This is a genomic window from Natrialba aegyptia DSM 13077 (assembly GCF_000337535.1).
In the GTDB taxonomy this organism is placed as follows: Archaea; Halobacteriota; Halobacteria; order Halobacteriales; family Natrialbaceae; genus Natrialba; species Natrialba aegyptia.
In genome coordinates this window covers 1-558 of the sequence record NZ_AOIP01000021.1, presented here as the reverse complement: position 1 = coordinate 558, position 558 = coordinate 1, and the positions used below count along the sequence as shown (strand labels likewise).

Annotated in this window: 1 pseudogene; it reads right to left on the bottom strand. The window is 60.9% G+C overall.

The features are described 5' to 3' along the window. Positions 1–558: pseudogene (locus C480_RS09795) on the bottom strand (hypothetical protein); the annotation flags it as partial.

The following is a 558-nucleotide window of genomic DNA, read 5'->3' as shown; positions in this document are numbered from 1 at the left end:
CTCGATAGCTGCGAACGCCTGCATTTCGACCGGCATCTCCATCATCGGCGTGTCCTCCTGTAGCCGAAGGTACTCCGTCGCGTATCCCGCCGGTTCCTCCAAGTCTAAGCGCACCTCTATGGCCTTCTCGCGGGTATGAGCCTCTGGTTTCGCCAAGTCACACGCTTCGATGTGCTTCTCAATCGCCGGGTAGAACGTGTTCTCCAACACAGCCACGATCTCGTGGTCCGTGTCGAACGTGTCGCGTAGCCCTGTTGCCTGCAAGTCGATGTAAATAGCATCGTGACAATGCACGTAACAGGCGTTCTCTCCCGGATTCTCAGCATCCAACCCGTGCACGTCGTCACCACGAACGTACCCCCACTGTTCAGACTCTAAGCCGAGATGGTACTCCGCTGCGTTCCGCACCACGTCGTACACGTCACCCTGCGACCACGTGCGGGCCACGCGGTCGCCGTGATCGACCGGCGGCACCCGCTCACCGTCCGGCTTCGATGAACCCGTCCGCGTGAGCATGATCGTAGCGACGTCGCCCCATTCGCCCTCGACGTGCTCGCC